This is a genomic window from Paraburkholderia sejongensis, from assembly GCF_020880815.1.
GTDB lineage: Bacteria > Pseudomonadota > Gammaproteobacteria > Burkholderiales > Burkholderiaceae > Paraburkholderia > Paraburkholderia sejongensis.
The window spans coordinates 153,579-172,872 of record NZ_JAJITD010000012.1 but is presented as its reverse complement, the minus strand read 5'-3'; the positions used below and the strand labels follow the sequence as shown (position 1 = coordinate 172,872).

Below are 19,294 nucleotides of genomic sequence, written 5' to 3'. Positions count from 1 at the left end.
TCATTTACGACACAATCCGATGCACGTCGCGCGGACCGTCACCCTGCCCCGTATGGCTGTTACGAACAAACGCTCCAACTCCCCCGCGTCGCTCGACCTGCTGCTTCGCGAGATCCGCGCGTGCACGCTATGCGCGCCGCTGCTGCCGCATGCGCCTCGTCCGGTGCTGGTGGCCTCAACCCAGGCGCGCATTCTGATCGTCGGCCAGGCGCCGGGCGCCAAGGTGCATGCGTCGGGCGTGCCGTGGAGCGACGCGAGCGGCGCGCGGCTGCGCACATGGCTCGGCGTCGACGACGCGACGTTTTACGACCCGTCGAAATTTGCGATCGTGCCAGTCGGCTTCTGTTTCCGGGCCGCGGAGCGAGCGGAGATTTGCCGCCGCGGCCCGAATGCGCGAGCCGCTGGCATCGCGAGTTGCTCGCGCATTCGAAGTCGGTGCGGCTCACGCTGCTGATCGGCCAGTACGCGCAACGCTTCGGACTCGGCGACGCATTCGGCCCGACGCTGACCGATACGCTTGTGCGCTGGGCCGAATTCGGCCCGCGGGTGATGCCGCTGCCGCATCCGTCGCCGCGCAATATCGCGTGGTTCAAACGCAATCCGTGGTTCGAAAGCGAGATGCTGCCGACACTACGCGAGCGGGTCGCGGCCGCGTTGACGAGTGACCACGACGGCTGAGCGGCTACCCGACAAACTGCCGGCATTCGTGGTAACGTACGGCCCGTTCGTCAACGAACACGTTCTCGGGGCGGGGTGCAACTCCCCACCGGCGGTAATCGTCTTTTCGCAAGACGTAGCCCGCGAGCGCTCTGTTTGAGCAGCCTTTACGGCAGTCGAGCAGAGGTCAGCAGACCCGGTTGGATTCCGGGGCCGACGGTCATAGTCCGGATGAAAGAGAACAGGACGTCCAGCATCTCGCTTCGGCGGGAACGCGGCCGTTCTACGCCCTGTTCACACAAAACAGGCTGAAGTCCATGAACAAACCTCTCTTTTCCAACGCACCGGCAGGTGCGGTTTCCTCCAACGAGCGTCCGCGTCTCGCATTCATTCAGGCATGCTGGCATCGCGACATCGTCGATCAGTGCAAGGTCTCGTTCCTCGATGCGATCAAGGAGTACGGCTATAGCGCCGGCGATATCGATCTGTTCGAAGTGCCAGGCGCTTTCGAAATTCCGCTGCACGCAAAGCGTCTCGCGCAAAGCGGCCGTTATGCGGGCATCGTCGCTGCGGGTCTGGTAGTCGACGGCGGGATTTACCGGCACGAATTCGTCGCGCAGGCGGTCATCAACGGACTGATGCAGGTACAGCTCGAAACCGGCACACCGGTTTTCTCGGCGGTGCTGACGCCGCACCATTTCCATGGTGAAGAACATGTGAAGTACTTCCGCGAGCACTTCCTCGTAAAGGGCGCGGAAGCGGCGCGCGCTTGCGCTGACACGGTGAGCAAGTTGTCGGCGTTGGTGGCGGCTTAAGTGCGGTTGGTCGGATAACGTCGGTGCAAAGCGGACCGCTGCGGGTGCCGCTTCGCTCGACTCGCCGGTGCCGTCCGGAGCGGCGACGGTTCGACCCGTCGCGGTCCGTTCGGTCATCGGCTCATCAACGAGTAGTGTCAGCGGGCCGGCGGACCGACCCCACTGCGGTCAGAAATCGATCTTCGCGTTCACACTGACCATGCGCGGCTCGCCCGGCCCAATGTAGCTCGCGTACTGATACATCCAGTAGCGGCGGTTCGTGATGTTGTCGATCGCCGCGCGCAGCGTCACATCGTGGCCGCCCACACGGGTCAGATAGTTCGCGCCGACGTTCACGATCATGTAGCCGCCCGTTTCCAGGTCGCCCGCCGGGCGCACCTTGGTGCTGCCGGTGAATTTCGCGGCCGCGCCGACTTGCAGTCCAGGCACTTGCGGCACGTCGTAAGTCACCCGACCGGCGGCGACGAACTGCGGCGCACCCGCGACGCGATTGCCGTTATACGCCTGCCCCTTCGCGTACCACGAGTCGAGCAGCAACATCGAGCCGGCCACCTGCCAGTTGCGGCCGAGCCGCACGCTGCCGGCGGTTTCGAGACCCTGATAGATCGAGTTGCCGTCCTGCACATAGACGTTCTGTTCGTTCGCGTAAGCGGCCCCGCGTTCGATGCGGAACAGCGCGGCCGTCGCGCTCCAGCGCTCCTGTTCGCTCTTGATGCCGATCTCGTACTGACGCGAGCGCAGCGGACGCAGCAACGCGCCGCCGTTCGCATAGATCTGGTCGACAATCGTGCCCTGCTCCAGCGCTTCCACATAGCTCGCGTACAGCGTCGTATGCGGTTCGAGCTTGTACATCAGCGCGGCGGTCGGCGTCAGCACGCCATTCTGACTGTACTGCGACACGCGCCCGCCGCTCAGGTTGTAGCTCTCCTGATCGTAGTTCGAGTAGCGCAGACCCGCGAGCACCGACCAGCGCTCGGTCAACTGGATCGTGTCGCTGGCGAATAGCGACTTCTGCGTGATCTGGCTGTCGCGGTATTTGTCCAGACCCGCGCCCGAGTAGTAGCGCCATGGGTTCGGCTGATACAGGTTGCCGTCGCCCAATGTGAAGAAGTGCGAAACGGCGCTGTAGTCGTTGGTCTGACGCTGATACGACGCGCCGAACACGAGGTCGTGCCTGAAAATGCCGGTCTTCGCCTTGCCTTCGAACATGCCCTGCCAGTAGATGTCCTGATGGCCTTCGTCGCCGTTCCAGCGGCTGTCCGAGTAGTCGCCCGCCTGGTTCAGCAGCGTCAGCGTGCTCTCGTTACGGTCGCGCGTCGACTTGCTGTAGCTCACCGACGTATTGAACGACCAGTTCGGCGTGATCTGATATTTGACGCCGCCGGTGTACAGCTGCAGGTTGGTGTTCAGATGCTGGTCAGTGCCGCCGAGCAGATTGCTGCCGCCGCTGATCGGCGACGGCAATCCAGTACCCACATATTGCGGGGAGATGTAGATCGCCGGCGTCTGGCCGCTCGAACGGCTTTGCTGGTAGATCGCGTTGAAGTAAACCTGCAGGTCGCGCGTGAGCTGACCGTCGAGCGCGACCGCCAGCGAATTGCGATTGATGTCGCCCGCGTTATACGTCTTGCCCGCCTCGTGCGTATAGTTGATGCGCGCGCCGAACATTCCGTCCGGACCGAAGCGGCGGCTCAGGTCCGCGTGCTGGCTGAACACGCTGTCCATCCGGTAGCCGACCGACACGCTCGTCACCGGCTTGTCGCCCGGTGTCTTGGTCACATAGTTGACCATCCCGCCCGGCTGCGCGAAGCCATACATGAAGCCGCCGAGGCCCTTCAGCAATTCGACCCGCTCGAGGTTTTCATAAGGCATCGTTATGCCGTACGAAATAAACGGATTGCCGTCGATGCGGAAACCGTTCTGCCAGTCGATCGGCAGACCGCGAATCGAAATATAGGTGGCCCACGCGCTATACGCGTTGCTGTTGTCGGTCACCGACGCGTCGCCCATGAACACGTCGCCGAGCTTGTTGGCCTGACGGTCGGCGAGCTCCTCGCCGGTTACGACCGTGGTCGAAAACGGGGTTTCGAGCTGCGAGCGCGACCCCAGCGCGCCGGCGGACACTTGCGTGCGCAGGTTCAACGGCGAATCGCTTTGGGCGCTCGCGCTGACATTGACGGCAGGCAGCGCCTGCTCGGTGCCGCCGGCCGCTCCGCTTGCCGGCCCACTCGCGGCCCCGCCCGCCGCCGCGCCCGTTGCCGCGGCTCCCGGCGCCGCGGTTTCCCCGCCGACGGCGCTCTGTGCGAAAGCAGCTTGCGCCGCGCCGGCAAAGGCCAGCCACGCCGCAAGCTGCACCGGACGATGAAGCGACAGCCCTTTTTTACGTGTGTTCTTTTGATTCTTCATGTCAGCCAGCGAACGAGCGCCTCCGTCGGTTGTGCAAATGAGATTGATTCTTATTCCTTGAGGCGGCGATCTTAACAAAGTCGTTGGTGGTTTGAAAGCATTTCGCATAAGGCCTATGGCAATTTGGCGACAGCGCCCGAGCCCGCGCGGCTAGGCAGCCAACTATGCGTACGGCATTTGGCCCTACTAATTGAAGGGTTTTAGCTGCAAAGAAATCTCAAAAAAGATGCCGCGGCAGGCGGGCGTCGCGCGCTCGATCAAACGCCTTGCCATCGGGGCGCCATTCCGATCCACAGGGACTTTCGCCGTGGCCCGGCCTATTGCTTCGCGATGCTGAACGAATTGGCAATTACTTCGGGATCCTTCTGAATCCAAATTTCGCACTTGCGATCGGCCGACAAACTTCCTATGATTCGCCAACACGAATGGGATCGATTCTCATTTGAAACCCGTCTCAAGCCGCAGGTGTCATGCTGCGCAGCCGTCCGGCATCTCTCCGCTTTAACGTCGATCGATGAGGCATCTCAACATGGTCTTATCCGGCCAAACAGGAATCCAACCATGAGTACACCTAATGTCCATGCAGGAAAGCAGACGCGTGCCGCAGCGCAGCCCGAGGTCCTCGACTTCGTCGCGATCGGGCTGGGACCGTTCAACCTGAGTCTCGCGTGTCTGGCCGATCCTATCTGCGATCTGCACGGTCTCTTTCTGGAGCGCAACGAGGACTTCGACTGGCATCCCGGCATGCTGATCGACGACACCACGCTGCAAAATCCGTTTCTCGCCGACCTCGTCAGCCTCGCCGATCCGCAGAGCAAGTTCAGCTTCCTCAACTACTGCAAGCAGGAAGGCAAGCTCTACGCGTACTACATCCGCGAGCGCTTCTATCTGAGCCGCGCCGAATACAACCGCTACTGCAAATGGGCGATCGCGCAGCTGTCCAGCATCGCGTTCGGTTCGAACGTCGAGCGTGTCGAATACAACGCCGAACGCACGCACTACGTGGTGAGCGGACGCCATGTGCGCAGCGGCCAGCCGTTCGTGCATCGCGCGCGGCGACTGGTGGTCGGCGTCGGTTCGGTGCCGCAACTGCCGGCGTGCTGCGACGAGGTGCGCGAGCACTGCATTCACAGCGCGCAGTACACCGCACGCAAGGCGGACTTGCAGCACAAGCGCTCGATCGCGGTGATCGGCAGCGGCCAGAGCGCCGCCGAAATCTTCCACGACCTGCTGAAGGAAAGCGACGAACACGACTATTCGCTCACATGGATCACGCGTTCGCCGCGCTTCTTCCAGATGGAGAACACCAAGCTCACGCTGGAGATGATCTCGCCGGACTACATCGATTACTTCTACAACCTGCCGGACAGCGTGCGCGAAAGCATCATCGCGAAGCAGGACAGTTTGTACAAAGGCGTGAACGCGTCGCTGATCAACCAGATCTACGATCTGCTCGACGACCGCCGCAGCCGCGGTCATCAGAACGCGCGGCTGATCACCAACTCCGAGCTGACCGGCTGCCATTACGACCGCATCGACGATCGCTATCACCTGCGTTTCGTGCAGCGCGACGAAGGCGTCCAGTACACGCACGTGACCGGCGGCGCAATCTTCGCGACCGGGTATACGCAGAACGTGCCGGGCTTTATCGACGGCATTCGCGAGCGCATCCGCTGGGATGACAAGGGCCGCTACCGGCTGTCGCGCAACTATGCAATCGATGTCGACGAGCGCGACGTGTTCGTGCAGAACGCCGGACTCTATAGCCACGGCCTGACCAACCCCGACCTCGGCATGAGCTGCTACCGCAACTCGTGCATCCTGCGCGAAATCACCGGCGTCGAGCACTACAAGATCGAGCGGCGCATCGCGTTGCAGGACTTCTCGGTGCCCGATACCGACGCGTTCGTGAAGGTGCCGTTGGAGGCCGCATGACGTTGCGCAACATGATCATCCTGATGACGACGTTCGCCGTCATCAGCGATGCGATCCTGATCCCGTTCTATCCGCAGTTCTTCGCCGCGCGCTATGGCGTGACGAGTCCGGTACACGCGGGCGCGTATGTCGCGTTCATTTCGATCGTCGTGATGCTGACGCTGCCTGTATGGGCGCGCGTCGCGAAGCGGCTCGACGCGATGCATCTGCTGGTCTATACGCAGTTCGCCGCGGGCGTGTTGTCGGTCGCGAGCTATTGGGCGCCTACGGTGCCGCTGTTCTGGGTGCTGTCGCTGGCGATGTTCATGTGCAAGAGCAGCTATCTGCTGATGTATCCGTACATGATGCGCTTCGAGCCGAAGGAGTCGCACGCGCATACGATCGGACTCCTATCGGTGGTCGTGCATTTCGGCGCGATTGCCGGCGCGGTGGCGGGCGGCTTCGTGATGCAGGTATGGAGCGCGCATAGCTGCATCTTCGCGATGGCGGCCGGCGACTTCGCGCAGATGTTCATCTGCCTGTGGCTGATCCGCGCGCATGCGATCCCGCGGCGCTGCCGTTTTGCGGACGAAGCGGATCAAGCGGATCAAGCGGACGGAGCGCACGCCGGCGCAAGCACCGCGCGCCGCACGCTGCGCGACCGTCTGCCGATCCTGCGGCTCGCGCTGTTGATGCTCGCGTTCGACTTCTGCGTGTACCTGATCCGGCCGTTCATGTCGTCGTACTGGCAAAGCGTCAGCGGCTCGCCGAGCGAGTTGCTGTCGGGCACCGTATTCGCGATTCCGGGCATGGTCGCGCTGGTCGCGCTGCGCATCAACAAGCGCATCGCCGACGCGGGCCGTCGCTTGCCGGATCACATGCTCGGCAACCTGCTGTTGTGCACCGTGGGTCTGCTGTTGCAGGGCGTCGAAGCGCCGCTCGCGATCATCGCCGGCCGGCTGCTGTTCGGCTGGGCGTTCTTCCAGATCGTCGTGAAGCTCGACGTGACGATGTTCGCGCTCAGCAAACCCGCGTGGTATGCGGCCGACTTCAGCGTGATCAATTTCTTCCAGAACCTCGGCGTGCTGCTCGCGTCGTTCGCGGCCGGCGCGATCGTCGATGCAACCGGTTTGCGCGCGCCGTTCTTCGCCGCCGCCGCGGGTCTAGTGGGGACCGCGTTGCTGAGCGCCTGGCTGCTCGAACGGGCGAGCGCCGCTTCTGCTGCCGCTTCTGCTGAAACTGCTACCCGCGCTGCCCCTGCCGCCGGCCGCGCCGCGAACGCCACGCCAGCGCCGGTCGCCGCGCTCGCCGACGCGACGCTTGCCACCGACTTGACCACTGGACTCACCCCCGAACTTGCCGATACCGGAGCCACTGCCCATGCGAACTGACATCGTCGCCGACGAACTCGCGCTGCGCTACCCCGCGCCCCCGCACGCCGCCCAACGCTCGCCCCGCACCGCGAGTGTCGCCGGCTTCGAGATCCGCGCGCTCGACGTCGCGCGCGATGCGCCGACGCTGCATCGCTGGTTCATCGAAGAACGCGCCGCGTTCTGGAACATGCGCGACAAAAGCGTCGCCGAGGTCGCCGCGTTCTATCAGGCGATCGAGGACTCGGCGCATGCGTGCGCATGGATCGGCAGCCAGCACGGCGCGAGCGCGTTCCTGTTCGAAACCTACGACCCGGCGCACGACGAAGTCGGCGAGCACTACACGCCGCGGCCCGGCGACCTCGGCATGCATCTGTTCGTCGGCCCCGCCGCGCAGCCGGTCTCCGGCTACACGCAGCAGGTGTTCCGCACGCTGATGACGTTCCTGTTCGAGCAGCTGGACGCCGCGCGGATCGTCGTCGAACCGGACGCGCGCAACACCCGGATTCACGCACTCAATCGCGCGATGGGCTTCGTTTATGCGAAGGACGTCGCGTTTCGCGAGAAGACCGCGTCGCTCGCTTTCTGCACGCGCGCCGACTTCTACGCAGCCATTCGAACCACCACCGAAAAGGATCTACAGCAATGACTTTAACGACCAACCTGCCGACCCAACTGACGATGCAACAGGCCCAGCAACAGGTACTGCTGAACCCGCCCGAGGCCGCCGCGCATCTGACGCCGCAAGTGTGGCGCAACGCGAACCGGATGCTGGTGCGCAAGGCGATCGCCGAGTACGCGCACGAACTGATCGTCGAACCGCAAAAGCTCGGCGACGCGCCGGGCGAACACTATGCGTACTACGAAGTGAAGTCGGACGACGGCTCGCGCGCCTATACGTTCGAAGCACGCCAGCTGGCGCTGCGCCACTGGAGCATCCGGCCGGAATCGATCGTCTGCACGAAGGACGGCATTGAGCAGCCGCTCGACGCGCTCGCGTTCATTCTCGACGTGCGCGCGCGCCTCGCGATCAAGGAAGAAATGCTGCCGATCTATCTCGACGAAATCAGCAGCACGCTGTACGGCGCCGCCTACAAGGCGGTCAAGCCGGGCCCCGACACGCCCGATCTGCTGCACGCGGATTTCCAGGCGATCGAGACCGCGATGAGCGAAGGGCATCCGGGCTTCGTCGCGAACAACGGCCGGCTCGGCTTCGATGCAGGCGACTACCGCGCGTTCGCACCCGAAGCCGGCTCGACGATCCAGGTGATCTGGCTGGCCGTTCATAAGGACCACGCAGCATTTCATTGCTCGGCCGATCTCGACTACGCGCGGCTGATGGACGAAGAGCTCGGCGCGCCGGCCGTCGCGCGCTTTCGCGAGATCGTCGAGGCGCGCGGCTGCCGTTTCGACGACTACCACCTGATGCCCGCGCATCCGTGGCAGTGGTTCAACAAGCTCTCCATCGCGTTCGCGTCTTATGTCGCGACCAACCGGATCATCTGTCTCGGCTACGGCGAGGACCGCTATCTTGCGCAGCAGTCGATCCGCACGTTTTTCAACGTGTCGGACCGCTCGAAGCGCTACGTGAAGACCTCGCTGTCGATCCTCAACATGGGCTTCATGCGCGGGCTGTCGCCGTACTACATGTCGGGCACGCCAGCGATCAACGACTACATTCTCGGCCTCGTCAGCGGTGATAAGTATCTGCGCGGCCAGGGCTTCACGATTTTGCGCGAAGTCGCGTCGCTCGGCTTCCGCAACGGCTATTACGAAGCGGCGGTGCCGGTCGATACGCCGTACAAGAAGATGTTCTCCGCGCTGTGGCGCGAAAACCCGCTCCAGCACGTCGGCGACGGCCAGCGTCTGATGACGATGGCGGCGCTGCTGCACACGGACCGCGACGGCCGCGCGCTGCTGCCCGCGCTGATCGAAGCGTCCGGGCTCGGGGTGCAGGCGTGGCTCGACCGCTATCTGCAAGCGTATCTGGCGCCGCTTCTGCACTGCTTCTATACGTACGACCTCGTGTTCATGCCGCACGGCGAGAACCTGATTCTGGTGCTCGAAAACCACGTGCCGGTGCGCGCGATCATGAAGGACATCGCGGAAGAATCGGCGATCCTGAACAAGGACGCGAAGCTGCCGGAGAACGTGCAGCGCCTCGCGGTCGACGTACCCGAACGCGTAAAGCTGCTGGCGATTTTCATCGACGTGTTCGACGGCTTCTTCCGCTACGTGAACCAGATTCTGGTCGAGCACGGCTGCTGCACCGAAGACGTGTTCTGGGACGCGGTTGCGCGCTGCGTGACGCGCTATCAGGATGCTCATCCGCAGCTTGCGCAGAAGTACGAGCAGTACGACATGTTCGCGCCGGAGTTCCTGCATTCGTGCCTGAACCGTCTGCAACTCGGCAATAACCTGCAGATGGTCAACCTGTCGGATCCGGCCGGCAATCTGAAGATGGCCGGCAATCTGCGCAATCCGCTCGCGGGACGCCGGGCAGCCGGCCGCGCCGCCGGCGAACGCGTGCTCGCGGAAGCGATCGAGGCCTGAGCATGACGACGAGCCCTGCACTGGAGCAACTGCTGCGGCTCGCCGCCAGCGTCGTACCGGGACTGCGCGGCACGGTTGGGGTCGGCGGCGGCGCGGCGAGCGGCGCGGCGCCGGGCGCCCCGGCTGAAGCTGCACGCGGCGTCGCGCATCTGCGCCCCGCCGCCGTCGAAGCCAACCGCGTCGCGCTCGAAACGCTGCTTGCGCACTGGAGCGGCGCATATCCGGAGGCCGGGCGCGCGTACTGGTCGCTGCGCTGCTGGGGCATCCTGATCTGGCAGCCGATCTATCTGAGCGTGATCGGCGTGCATACCGCGCAGCGCGTGGTGTCGCTCGCGCGCGTCGAGCAGCCGATCGACAACGGCTGGACTCGCGAAGTGCGGGTGCCGGCGCACGAACCGGCGCACGCGCCACCCGACGCGCTGATCGAACTCGCCGCGCGAGAAATCGCCGGCTGCTGCGGGCAGATCTTCGACGAGCTGTCGCGCGTGATTCGCGTGAACCCGATCGCCGCCGCGGCGATGCAGGCCGATTGCGCACTCGCGGCGCTGCTCGCGGCGCGCGCGCGACACCCCGAGTGGGACCACGCGCAGGTCGACGCGCTCGGCAAACGCTGGCTCGCGGCGCTCGCGCTCGACGGCCGCGGCGGCTTCTTCACCTATGCACGCAGCGACCGCACGAGCGCGCTCGCGCTCGATCGACAGACCTGCTGCTACCACTATCGGCGACGCGACGGCGAACTGTGCAGCACCTGTCCGCGGCTGCAGCAGTGCGAGCGCATCGCCCGGTTGAATGCGGAGCACGACGGCGCGGCTGCCGCGTGAAAGCGGCCGCCGGCACGCGCGGGTGCTCCAACCAAAGGAAACGACCGATGAACGACATCAGCAACCTGCCCCATCTCGCCCTGACGGACGACGTCGGCGACGGGGGGCTCCAACTGCCGGCAAGCGCGTATTTCGACGACGCGCTGTTCGAACTCGAAATGGCGCGCATCTTCGCGACCTCGGCGCTGTACGTGGGCAACGAGCAGTCGGTGCCCAATCCCGGCGACTGGCGCGCGCTGCCGCAGGACGAAGGCGGTCGCGTGCTGGTGCGCAACGCGGGCGGCGTGCAGTTGCTGTCGAACGTATGCCGGCACCGTCAGGCGCTGATGCTGGGCGGCGCGGCCGGCAATGTGAGCGGCAATGTGAGCGGCAAGCCCGGCGGCACTCCGGTCGGCCACACGAGCGCAGCAGCGAGCGCAAGCGCCCCGCCGCAAACCAGCGGCAATCTCGCGGCGACCGGCGGCAATATCGTCTGCCCGCTGCATCGCTGGACTTACGACGGCACAGGCGAACTGATCGGCGCGCCCGAGTTCGAGCGCAAACCGTGCCGCAATCTCGAACGCTTCGCGCTCAAGCATTGCCACGGACTCCTCTACGAAGGACCGCGCGAACCGGCCGACGATATGGCCCGCGTGTTCGCGCGCCCCGAGTTCGATTTTTCCGGCTACGTGCTCGACCATGTCGAAACACATACCTGCCGCTACAACTGGAAGACCTTCATCGAGGTCTATCTGGAGGACTATCACGTCGCGCCGTTCCATCCGGGACTCGGCCAGTTCGTCACCTGCGACGACCTCGACTGGGAATTCGCCGACACCTACAGCATGCAGCGCGTCGGCGTGAACAACGCGCTCGCGCAACCGGGCTCGGACGTGTATCGCACGTGGCACGACCGGCTGCTCGAATATCGCGGCGGTCAGGCGCCGTCGTTCGGCGCGATCTGGCTTGCGTATTTCCCGACCCAGATGATCGAGCTTTATCCACACACGCTGGTCGTGTCGACGCTTTATCCAAAGGGGCCGCAGGAAACGCTGAACGTCGTCGAGTTTTACTACCCAGAGGACATCGCCGCGTTCGAGCGCGAGTTCGTCGACGCGCAGCGCGCCGCGTATCTGGAAACCGTGATCGAAGACGACGAGATCGCCGAGCGGATGGATGCGGGCAGGCTGCGTTTGCAGCGGCGCGGCAGCAGCGACGCCGGCCCGTACCAGTCGCCGCTCGAAGACGGGATGCGCCATTTCCATGCGTGGTACCGGCGCGCGCTGGGCGGCGGCACGCCAGCGCTTAAGCGGCCGGTGTTCGAATTGCAGGCGGTTTGAATTGCCGCCCTACTCGATCAGCAGGTCAATCGACGGTTCAGTCGTCCGCGAGGAAATTCGGATGACTCGCGCGAATCTGATCGATCTGATTGAGCGTGCTCGACAGATGCTTGCGCAGCGCCGCCTGCGCACCGTCCACATCGCCGTTGCCGATCGCATCGACGATCTCGGTGTGATCGCGCACCACCGCCAGCGTCTTGCCCTCGACCGGCAGATGCAGCCGCCGCAGCCGGTCGATATGGCCACTCAATCTGCGCACCAGGTCCCACAGTTGCGGCACCCCCGCTGCCTCGTACATCTGCCGGTGAAACGCCTGATCGAATAGCGAGAACTGTTCGAAGTTCTTCAGATCGAGCAGTTCCGCCTGTTTCTCGATGGTTGCGCGCAGCTCGGCAAGCAGCCCGACATCGCGCTGCTGCGCGAGCGTGCGCACCACTTCAAGTTCGATCGAGCGGCGCAGAAACAGCGCCTGCAACGCCGAGGTCACATTGATCTGGCTGACCACTGTCGCGTGTTGCGGATAGATGTCGACCAGCCCTTCCTCGCCGAGCTTCATCAGCGCGTCGCGCACCGGCGTCTGACTCAGACCGTAGCGGCTCGCCAGTTCGGTGCGCGACAGCACCGTGCCCGGCGTCAATTCGAGCGACAGGATCATTTCGCGCAGGCGTTCGAAAACCTGCGGCGCGGCATGGCGGGAGCGGTCGATGCGGTGGACCACCGCGCTCCGGGAAAGGTGATTTTTCATGGCTGGAATGAAGCGTTGACGCGAGCGCCCGGTCTGGCCGGGCGCTGAAACACTAGCACTATAGCGGACCCGAGCCCCGTCCAGCGGGCTTTTCAGCGAAACGGAGCGAAACCGTCGGATAAGCGTTTACCCGACTGACACACTAATACATTAGTGCTTTACGATCCGTCCCATCTCGTTTTTTTATTGCCGACTGCCACCATGACTCGCGACATCACCATCACGCAGGTGCGAATTACGCCGATCGCCTTCCGCGACGGCCCGCTGCTGAACGCGGCCGGGATCCACGAACCCTGGGCGTTGCGCGCCATCGTCGAGCTGGAAACCAGCGACGGCCGCGTCGGAATCTCGGAGACCTACGGCGACGAGCCGATGCTGCGCGTGCTCGAACAGGCGCGGCCGCTGGTGCTCGGGCTGTCGCCATTCGACCTGAACCGGATGGAAGAGCGCGTGCGCGCGACGATCAAGGCGAGCCCCGGCGCGGTCGAGTTCGAACTCGCGCCCGGCTCGCACGCGGCGAAGAACGCGCCGAAAGTGATCAGCACGCTCGAAGTCGCGATGCTCGACCTGCAAGGGCAGCTCGTCGGCGCACCGATCGTCGATCTGCTCGGCGGCAAGGTGCGCGACGCGGTGCCGTACAGTGCGTACCTGTTCTTCAGGTACGCGGAACACATCGAAAGACCCTATGCGCCCGACGCCTGGGGCGAAGGCATCAGCCCCGCGCAGATCGTCGCGCAGGCGCGCCGGATGATCGATCTGTACGGATTCCAAAGCATCAAGCTGAAGGGCGGCGTGTTCGAACCCGCGCATGAAATCGCCTGTATGCGCGCGCTGCACGACGCTTTCCCCGGCACGCCGCTGCGGCTCGACCCGAACGCGAACTGGACGCTCGAAACCAGCATCGCCGCCGCGCCCGAACTCGACGAGCTGCTCGAATACTACGAGGACCCGTGCCCGGGTCTCGCGGGGATGGCCGAACTCGCGAAGCACACGCGTCTGCCGCTCGCGACCAACATGGTGATCACGACGATGGACGAGTTCCGCCGCGGCGCCGAAATGGGCTCGGTCAAGGTGCTGCTGTCGGATCCCCACTACTGGGGCGGTCTGCGCGCAACGCAGACGCTCGCGCGCATGTGCAAGCTGTGGGACCTCGGGATGTCGATGCACTCGAACTCTCACCTGGGCATCAGCCTGATGGCCATGACCCACGTCGCCGCGAGCATTCCGAACCTGACCTACGCGTGCGATACGCACTACCCGTGGCAGGAAGAAGAAGTGATCAAGGGCGGCCGCGTGCGCTTCGACAACGGCGCGGTGCGCGTGCCCGGCACGCCGGGTCTGGGTGTCGAACTCGATCGCGAGCGGCTTGCGCAACTGCACGCGCAGTACCTGTCGTGCGGCGTGCGCAATCGCGACGACCTGAAGCAGATGAAGAAGTACGACCCGAGCTTCACCGGCAAGAACCCGCGGTTTTGAGCTTTTGAGCTTTTGCGCCGCGGCTTTGCATCCCGCATCTGATCCGCGCATCTGATCCGCGCGCTCGACCCGCGCGGACCGCCGGCAACCGGCATCCGTACCGTGCTGCCACCGAAGGAGACAAGTCCATGAACCGTTCCACCCCGGACGCGGCGCGGCCGGAGCGCGCCGCCCTGCTCGCAGACGCGGTACGCAAGATCAAGTGGCGGGTGCTGCCGCTGTTCGTCGTGATGTTCATCGTCAACTACATCGACCGGGTGAACATCGGCTTCGTGCGTCAGCATCTGAGCGCCGATCTCGGCATCGGCGCGGCCGCCTACGGACTCGGTGCGGGACTCTTCTTCATCAGCTACGCGGTCTTCGAAGTACCGTCGAACATTCTGCTGCAACGCTTCGGCGCGAAACTGTGGCTGACCCGCATCATGCTGACGTGGGGGCTCGCGGCGGCCGGCATGGCGTTCGTGCGCGGCGAGACCTCGTTCTACGCGATGCGTTTGCTGCTCGGCGCGGCCGAAGCCGGCTTCTTTCCGGGCGTGATCTATTACTTCACGCAATGGCTGCCCGGTAACGAACGCGGCAAGGCGATGGCGATCTTTCTGAGCGGTTCCGCGCTTGCGTCGGTGCTGTCCGGGCCGATCTCCGGCGGGCTGATGATGATCGAAGGCGGCGGGCTGCGCGGCTGGCAGTGGATGTTCGTGATCGAAGGGATGTTCTCGGTCGCGCTGGCTGGCTTCATCTGGCTATGGCTCGACTCGAAGCCGCGCGACGCGCAGTGGCTCAGCCGCGCCGAGCAGGATGCGGTGATCGGCGAGATCGACGACGAGCAGCGCCGGCGCGCCGCGTCGCACGGCGGTCACCCGTCGCTGTGGACGCTGCTGCGCGACCCGCAAATCCTGATCTTCTGCCTGATCTACTTCGCGGTGTCGCTGACGATCTACGGCGCGACGTTCTGGCTGCCGAGCATCATCCGCAAGATGGGCCACTTCAACGATCTGCAGGTCGGCTTCCTCAACTCGATCCCGTGGCTGATTTCGATTGCGGCGATGTATCTGTTCGCGATGCTGGCCGCGCGCTTCAAGTATCAGCAGGCATGGGTCGCGTGCGTGTTGCTGATCGCCGCGGCCGGCATGTATGCGGCCGGCCAGGGCGGCCCGGTGTTCTCGTTCATCGCGATCTGCTTTGCGGCGATCGGCTTCAAGGCTGCGTCGTCGCTATTCTGGCCGATTCCGCAGGGCTATCTCGACGCGCGGATCGCCGCCGCGGTGCTCGCGCTGATCAATTCGATCGGCAATCTCGGTGGCTTCGTCGCGCCGGCGATGTTCGGCCTGCTCGAGCAGAAAACCGGCTCGATCGAAGGCGGACTCACCGGCCTCGCGGCCATGTCGGTGCTCGCCGCCGGCGTCGTGTTCCTCGCGCGAATGAGCCCTCGCGACAGCCTGCCGGCGCCCGCCCCGCACGCCCGTTGAACACCGCAAACCAGGTATCCCGAACCATCCGGACAACCTACTAAAGCAAACCTACGGAGACGCAATGAAAATACTGGAAGCCAACGCGGCCGCTGCCCGCACGGCGGTCGGACGATACCGCTGGACCATCTGCGCGATGATCTTCGCGGCGACCACGATCAACTACATGGACCGGCAGATGCTCGGCCTGCTCGCGCCGCTGCTGCAGAAGGACATCGGCTGGACCCAGGTGCAGTACGCGCAGACCGTGATGGTGTTTACGGTCGCATACGCGGTGGGTCTGGCGATCTTCGGCCGGATCGCCGACCGCGTCAGCACCAAGCTCGTGTACGGCAGCGCGATGGCGATGTGGAGCCTCGCCGCGATGCTGCACGCGGTCGCGGCGACCGTGCCGGGCTTCGCCGCCGTGCGCGGCCTGCTCGGCTTCGGCGAGGCGGCCAACTTCCCGGTCGCGATCCGCACCACCGCCACGTGGTTCCCGAAGAAGGAACGGGCGCTCGCGACCGGCTTCTGGAACATGGGTGCAACGATCGGCGGGATCGTTGCGCCGGCCTTCGTGCCGATCGCGGCGGTCACCTGGGGCTGGCGCGCGACCTTCATCGCGGGCGGCGCAACCGGTTTTATCTGGCTCGCGGTGTGGCTGCTCGTCTATCGGCAGCCGGCGCAGCATCCGTCGGTATCGAAGGAAGAGCTCGACTACATCAACGCCGATCGCGACGAAGTCGTCGAGCAGCGCGTCAGCTGGTTGTCGGTGCTGAAGTATCGCGAGACGTGGGCGTTCGTCTTCGGCAAGCTGCTGACCGATCCAGTGTGGTGGTTCTACCTGTTCTGGCTGCCGAAGTGGCTCAACGAGTCGCGTCACATCGATATCGGCCCCATGGGTCTGCCGCTGATCGCGATCTACACGATGGCATCGGTTGGCAGCGTCGCCGGCGGCTGGCTGTCGTCGCGTCTGATGGCGCGCTCGAATCATCCGAACTTCGCGCGCAAGGTGACGATGGCCATCTGCGCGGTGTGCGTGGTGCCGATCGCAACGCTGTCGTACTTCCAGAGTCTGTGGTATGCGGTGTTCGCGGTCGGGCTGGCGGCCGCCGCGCACCAGGGCTGGTCGGCCAATCTGGTGACGACCGTCGGCGACGTGTTTCCGCGCCGGCTGGTCGGCACCGTGGTCGGCATCGGCGGCGTCGCGGGGATGGTCGGCTCGTTCTTCTTCTCCGGCGTGATCGGCGAAACCTTGCAGCGCACCGGCCAGTATTGGGCGCTGTTCGTGGTCGGCGCATCCGCGTACCTGATCGCGCTCGGCATCATTCATCTGCTGATGCCGCGGATGACGCCGGTAAAGCTGCGCGACTGAAGTTCTGAATAATGCGGCGCGCCGGCGGCGGGGAACTAGCGGCGGGTATTGGCGCATGACGGCGCTACCGATGCCGATTCCCCAAACAGCGAGGGCCGCCAACGGCGGCCCTCGTATCGACAGCTTGCTGCGAGCGTCGCGTCGCGGATGCTCCGGCTAATGCGGCACGTCGACCACTCCATGCTCCGCGCTGATCGCGTTGCTGCCGGGGTTCGCGACGATCGGCGGCAGGTTCGACACGGTCAACGCCGGCACGATGCCCGCACTAGAGCCACGCGGGATCGTGCGGATCACTTGTGAAGGCGGCAGCGCCGCGCCGCTCTTCAGGTGGCTCCACATCAGATTGAGCGCCTGCAGGTTGTAGTAGTGGACCGGCACGAAACGGCTGTCGAAGCCGGGCACGCCCAGAAACGCGTCGAAATGCTGACCATTGGTCACTTCGTATAGCGACAGCCGGCTATGCGAGCCTTCGCGCACGCTGTTCGCGGCAAGATACGCGCGCGACGCGTGATTGATCGGCACCAACGCATCGCTGCGGCCCTGCACGATGATCGTGGGCTTGCCATGCAGCAGCGCGTTCACGCTGATCGCGTCGACGCTCGCGAGCATGCGCGGATTTTTGCCGGTCCACAACGCCCGCGCGCATGCCGCGCCCGCGAAACTCGCATCGGGGGTCGCGAGCCGATGGTCCGCGCCCGCCGACGGCGTCGGGTTATAGACGAGGCTGATGCCGTTGGTCGGCGGCACACCGTTGCCGAGACCGAAGACGGTCGGCATCGGCGAGACCGCCGGCGCGACGCCCGCGGCACCCGTCAACGGGTTCGTCGTGCCGAAGCTGAAGCCGCACAGATTGTCGACGACGCTCGCCCGCGTGTACGCGTTCGCATACGTGACGGCGACGGCCGGCACCGCCTGCGAATCCCACATCGGCGCATGCAGCACATCCGAATCCGCCTCGTAGCCGGCTTGATGCAGCCGCGCGAGTGCGTCGTTGGCCTGTGTTTGGGTGTCGCTGCCGCGCACGAATCCGGCCGCCGCCAGCGACGCGCAGCGCGCCTCGCGGATCGCCGTGGTGGTCGCGAGCGGCAGCGCGGTCAGATACGGCGCGTTGGCGGCCGCATCCGCGAGCGCGGCGCACGGTTCGAGCAGATTCGCGAGCGTCATGTAGTCGGCCAGCGGTTTGCCGGCCGCGCCGATTCGCTGGCCGCCCTCTTTCACCTGCGCGCGGCCCGGCATGCGCACGTTGATTTGCGGCTCGCCGACCACCACCGCTGTGATCCAGCCTTTCGTGTCCTGCTCGGCGGCCGCGAGCGACGCGCCGCCGCCGTTGCTCACGGATGCCGCGATCGTGGTGATGCTGCCGGGCTGATAGCGCACGCGATGATGCAGCGAGTCGTCACGCGGTGTGAACTGCTGGTTCAGCACCCAGTACGCGAACTGGATCGCATCGAGCGTGTCCCTGCCCCAGTCCTGCTCGGGATTCTGCTGCGAGTGCGCGTGTTTGAATGCATAGCGATACGGGTACTTCTGGTTGTAGGTGGCGAGTTTGGAGGCGGACACGTCGGCGGTAAAAAGACTCGCGTTCCCGGCGGTGGCGGCGCTGGCGAGCCGGCCGTCGATCAGCGTGACGAGGCCGCTCATCAGTTCGTGCGCGCCGTTGCCGCTGCCCTTGTCGGAATAGGCGACCGCGCAGCCGCGCTTCAGACCCCACTCGCCGGCCGCGGAAATCGCGCCGTAGACGCCGCGCGAGCCCGACGACGTCGCGGTGACGATGCAAGCATTGGCCGGGTTGAAGCTTGCAGGCACCTGGACGAGCAGGCTGACGTTCTGGCGACCGCTGCCGTCGTCGGCGTAGGCCAGATATTCGGTGCCGGCGATTTTGCCTTCGCCTAGCGTGTCGTTGCCGTCGAGATCGACATTGGGCCCCCAGAAGCGACCGTAGCCGCCGGCCGCCGTCATGTCGACGAGCGCGCGGTAGTTCGACCAGATCGCGAGTCTGCGTAGTTCGGCTGAGGTGGGGCTGGCGGCGTTCGCGATGGCGGGTGCCACCGCGCTGGCGAGTCCGGTTTTGCCGAGGCCGGCGGTGAGCAGGTCGTCGGTGGTGCCGTCGTAGGTGACGGTCGAAAGACTGTTTGGTACGACGAACGAAGGCAATGGGTTCGAGTCGACGTGACGGTCGTTATCATGGTCGGTCGCGTGGGCAGTGCCGACGAGTGCCGCGCATGCTGTTGCTATGGCTATTCCTAGTGCTTTTCCTGGAGCTTTGGCGGTACGCAGTCGTGCTGTTCTGCCTGTGCATCTGCGTGCGATCGGGGAGCCTGTCATTCTTATCTCCTTCTTTGTTGTTCAAGTAAGAGATGCCACATCGCGTTTTGGGAATTGCCGTGATTCGATGAAT

The 19,294-nt window shown here is 64.8% G+C and carries 13 protein-coding genes, 1 pseudogene and 1 riboswitch; of the genes and pseudogenes, 11 read left to right on the top strand and 3 right to left on the bottom strand.

What is annotated here, in order from left to right:
- Window positions 1–52: 52 nt before the first annotated feature.
- A pseudogene (locus tag LJ656_RS23450) lies at window positions 53–678 on the top strand (uracil-DNA glycosylase family protein).
- A 57-nt stretch (window positions 679–735) separates the two neighbouring features.
- Window positions 736–904, top strand: a riboswitch (FMN riboswitch).
- A gap of 70 nt (window positions 905–974) precedes the next feature.
- Entirely contained in the window at window positions 975–1,472 is a 498-nt protein-coding gene (locus tag LJ656_RS23445; protein WP_230511900.1) for a 6,7-dimethyl-8-ribityllumazine synthase, read from the top strand.
- Between the two features lie 168 nt (window positions 1,473–1,640).
- Here LJ656_RS23445 and LJ656_RS23440 read toward each other — a convergent pair whose 3' ends face one another.
- A complete protein-coding gene (locus LJ656_RS23440; protein ID WP_230511899.1) occupies window positions 1,641–3,878 on the bottom strand; it encodes a TonB-dependent siderophore receptor in 2,238 nt (745 codons plus the stop codon).
- A 561-nt stretch (window positions 3,879–4,439) separates the two neighbouring features.
- Between LJ656_RS23440 and LJ656_RS23435 the strand changes: the two genes are divergently transcribed.
- From LJ656_RS23435 to LJ656_RS23410, 6 genes are read left to right on the top strand one after another with little or no spacing between them, the layout of a single operon-like run.
- Complete coding sequence (locus LJ656_RS23435) at window positions 4,440–5,813, top strand: lysine N(6)-hydroxylase/L-ornithine N(5)-oxygenase family protein (protein WP_230511898.1); 1,374 nt, start codon at window positions 4,440–4,442, stop codon at window positions 5,811–5,813.
- Window positions 5,810–7,183, top strand: a complete 1,374-nt coding sequence (locus tag LJ656_RS23430) for an MFS transporter (protein ID WP_230511897.1) — start codon at window positions 5,810–5,812, stop codon at window positions 7,181–7,183. The genes LJ656_RS23435 and LJ656_RS23430 overlap by 4 nt, the downstream gene beginning before the upstream one ends.
- Window positions 7,173–7,811, top strand: coding sequence for a GNAT family N-acetyltransferase (locus tag LJ656_RS23425; protein WP_230511896.1), 639 nt, complete (start codon window positions 7,173–7,175; stop codon window positions 7,809–7,811). Before LJ656_RS23430 ends, LJ656_RS23425 begins: the two co-directional genes overlap by 11 nt.
- 32 nt (window positions 7,812–7,843) lie before the next feature.
- Complete coding sequence (locus LJ656_RS23420; protein WP_230511968.1) at window positions 7,844–9,715, top strand: IucA/IucC family protein; 1,872 nt, start codon at window positions 7,844–7,846, stop codon at window positions 9,713–9,715.
- A 2-nt stretch (window positions 9,716–9,717) separates the two neighbouring features.
- Entirely contained in the window at window positions 9,718–10,536 is an 819-nt protein-coding gene (locus LJ656_RS23415) for a siderophore ferric iron reductase (protein ID WP_230511895.1), read from the top strand.
- Between the two features lie 47 nt (window positions 10,537–10,583).
- Window positions 10,584–11,855: an aromatic ring-hydroxylating oxygenase subunit alpha gene (locus LJ656_RS23410; protein ID WP_230511894.1), complete on the top strand. Its 1,272-nt coding sequence runs from the start codon at window positions 10,584–10,586 to the stop codon at window positions 11,853–11,855.
- A 37-nt stretch (window positions 11,856–11,892) separates the two neighbouring features.
- Here LJ656_RS23410 and LJ656_RS23405 read toward each other — a convergent pair whose 3' ends face one another.
- Window positions 11,893–12,600: a GntR family transcriptional regulator gene (locus tag LJ656_RS23405; protein WP_230511893.1), complete on the bottom strand. Its 708-nt coding sequence runs from the start codon at window positions 12,598–12,600 to the stop codon at window positions 11,893–11,895.
- 201 nt (window positions 12,601–12,801) lie between these two features.
- Between LJ656_RS23405 and LJ656_RS23400 the strand changes: the two genes are divergently transcribed.
- The 3 genes from LJ656_RS23400 to LJ656_RS23390 all read left to right on the top strand — a co-directional run bounded on the left by LJ656_RS23400 (window position 12,802) and on the right by LJ656_RS23390 (window position 16,896).
- A complete protein-coding gene (locus LJ656_RS23400) occupies window positions 12,802–14,076 on the top strand; it encodes a glucarate dehydratase family protein (RefSeq protein WP_230511892.1) in 1,275 nt (424 codons plus the stop codon).
- Between the two features lie 128 nt (window positions 14,077–14,204).
- The gene (locus tag LJ656_RS23395) at window positions 14,205–15,542 is read left to right on the top strand and encodes an MFS transporter (protein WP_230511891.1); all 1,338 of its coding nucleotides are present in this window, start codon (window positions 14,205–14,207) and stop codon (window positions 15,540–15,542) included.
- A 64-nt stretch (window positions 15,543–15,606) separates the two neighbouring features.
- Window positions 15,607–16,896: an MFS transporter gene (locus LJ656_RS23390; RefSeq protein WP_230511890.1), complete on the top strand. Its 1,290-nt coding sequence runs from the start codon at window positions 15,607–15,609 to the stop codon at window positions 16,894–16,896.
- Window positions 16,897–17,052: 156 nt separating this feature from the next.
- On the opposite strand, the gene LJ656_RS23385 is transcribed toward LJ656_RS23390, so the two are convergent.
- Window positions 17,053–19,221, bottom strand: coding sequence for a D-(-)-3-hydroxybutyrate oligomer hydrolase (locus LJ656_RS23385; RefSeq protein ID WP_230511889.1), 2,169 nt, complete (start codon window positions 19,219–19,221; stop codon window positions 17,053–17,055).
- Window positions 19,222–19,294 lie beyond the last annotated feature (73 nt).

Coding starts and splice junctions, on each gene's coding strand:
- LJ656_RS23445 (WP_230511900.1), top strand. CDS start 975: ATGAACAAACCTCTCTTTTCCAACGCACCGGCAGGTGCGGTTTCCTCC.
- LJ656_RS23440 (WP_230511899.1), bottom strand. CDS start 3,878: ATGAAGAATCAAAAGAACACACGTAAAAAAGGGCTGTCGCTTCATCGT.
- LJ656_RS23435 (WP_230511898.1), top strand. CDS start 4,440: ATGAGTACACCTAATGTCCATGCAGGAAAGCAGACGCGTGCCGCAGCG.
- LJ656_RS23430 (WP_230511897.1), top strand. CDS start 5,810: ATGACGTTGCGCAACATGATCATCCTGATGACGACGTTCGCCGTCATC.
- LJ656_RS23425 (WP_230511896.1), top strand. CDS start 7,173: ATGCGAACTGACATCGTCGCCGACGAACTCGCGCTGCGCTACCCCGCG.
- LJ656_RS23420 (WP_230511968.1), top strand. CDS start 7,844: ATGCAACAGGCCCAGCAACAGGTACTGCTGAACCCGCCCGAGGCCGCC.
- LJ656_RS23415 (WP_230511895.1), top strand. CDS start 9,718: ATGACGACGAGCCCTGCACTGGAGCAACTGCTGCGGCTCGCCGCCAGC.
- LJ656_RS23410 (WP_230511894.1), top strand. CDS start 10,584: ATGAACGACATCAGCAACCTGCCCCATCTCGCCCTGACGGACGACGTC.
- LJ656_RS23405 (WP_230511893.1), bottom strand. CDS start 12,600: ATGAAAAATCACCTTTCCCGGAGCGCGGTGGTCCACCGCATCGACCGC.
- LJ656_RS23400 (WP_230511892.1), top strand. CDS start 12,802: ATGACTCGCGACATCACCATCACGCAGGTGCGAATTACGCCGATCGCC.
- LJ656_RS23395 (WP_230511891.1), top strand. CDS start 14,205: ATGAACCGTTCCACCCCGGACGCGGCGCGGCCGGAGCGCGCCGCCCTG.
- LJ656_RS23390 (WP_230511890.1), top strand. CDS start 15,607: ATGAAAATACTGGAAGCCAACGCGGCCGCTGCCCGCACGGCGGTCGGA.
- LJ656_RS23385 (WP_230511889.1), bottom strand. CDS start 19,221: ATGACAGGCTCCCCGATCGCACGCAGATGCACAGGCAGAACAGCACGA.